Annotated in this window: 2 protein-coding genes; one reads left to right on the top strand and one right to left on the bottom strand. The window is 72.1% G+C overall.

All coding sequences use genetic code 11. From position 1 onward, the window contains the following. Nucleotides 1-355: response regulator (locus tag AC1D01_RS34590; protein ID WP_477874019.1), on the bottom strand; the 355-nt coding region annotated here is incomplete at its 3' end. A gap of 191 nt (nucleotides 356-546) precedes the next feature. Here AC1D01_RS34590 and AC1D01_RS34585 point away from each other — a divergent pair. Beyond that, on the top strand, nucleotides 547-1,404 hold an 858-nt coding region (locus tag AC1D01_RS34585), incomplete at its 3' end, for an NAD(P)H-dependent flavin oxidoreductase (RefSeq protein ID WP_477874017.1).

The raw sequence follows: 1,404 nt of genomic DNA, 5'->3' as shown, positions 1-1,404 counted from the left end.
TGATCCGCGCGAGCAGCTCGCGCAGGTCGAACGGCTTGGTGACGTAGTCGTCGGCGCCGATCTCCAGGCCGACCACCTTGTCGACCGCATCGCCGCGGCCGGTGACGATGATGAGCCCGCACTGGTGGTGCTCGCGCAGCCGGCGCGCGATCACGAAGCCGTCCTCGCCCGGCAGGCCCAGGTCCAGCAGCACCAGCGACGGCGGGTCGGTGGCCATCAAGGCATCGAGCGCGCGGCCCTGGTGGACCTGGGACACCCTGAAGCCCTGGCCGCCGAGGTAGTTGGCGAGCAACTGGGTGATGTCCACCTCGTCGTCCAGCACGGCGATGTGTTGCGGAACCCCCTGCGATGTCACGGCATGCCCCTTGTGGTGCGGTCTGTGTGTGCGTCCGCGTTCTGGCGGCCTGTGGCCTGCCCGTCGGCGGCCTCGCGGGACTATACGCGGCGCCGCCGCGCGCATCGAATGCCGTGGCGATTGATCGGGCGCAAGGCGGCCCGCGCACGCCGTTGCTATGGTGCGCGCCACCGTCCACACCACCTTGCCCCATGCCCGATTCCGTCGATCGATCCACCCTGCCCGATGCGCTGATGCAGGCTGCCGTGCAAGGCGGCCTCGCCCCGTTGGCGCTCGGCGGCCGCAGGCTGCTGCCGATCGTGCAGGGCGGCATGGGCGTCGGCGTGTCGGCGCACCGGCTCGCGGGCACGGTGGCGGGCTTCGGTGCGATGGGCACGCTGTCGTCGGTCGACCTGCGGCGCCATCACTCGGACCTGATGGCGCTGACGCCCGACCTGCCGCCTGGCCGCGAGGCCACGGAGGCGGCCAAGCTGGCGATCAACGCGGCCAATCTGGTCGCGATCGAGCGCGAGATCCGCGCGGCACGCGCCCTCTCCGGCGGGCGCGGGCTGCTCGCGATCAACGTGATGCGCGCGGTCAGCGACTMTGCGCCGTCGGTGACGCGGGCGCTCGAATGCGGCATCGACGCGGTGGTCGTCGGCGCCGGGCTGCCGCTGGACCTGCCGGAGCTGGCGAGCGAGCACCCGAGCACGCTGCTGATCCCGATCCTGTCGGACGCGCGCGGCGTGCAGTTGCTGGTGCGCAAGTGGGAGCGCCGCAAGCGCCTGCCCGACGCGATCGTCATCGAGCACCCGGGGCTGGCCGGTGGCCACCTGGGCGCGGCGCGCATCGGCGACCTGCATGACGCGAGGTTCGATTTCGAGACGGTGATTCCGCAGGTGCTGGCCTTCCTGCGCAGCGGCGGCTACGAGAAACAGATCCCGCTGATCGCGGCCGGCGGCGTGCGCAGCCATGCCGATGTGCGGCGGCTGCAGGCGCTGGGCGCTGCAGCGGTGCAGCTGGGCACGCCGTTCGCGGTGACGCACGAGTGCGATGCGCACGACGCCTTC

It is taken from the genome of Rhizobacter sp. P3_B12 (assembly GCF_056402895.1).
The sequence above is the reverse complement of the archived record's forward strand: the minus strand, read 5'-3'. Positions and strand labels throughout refer to the sequence as shown.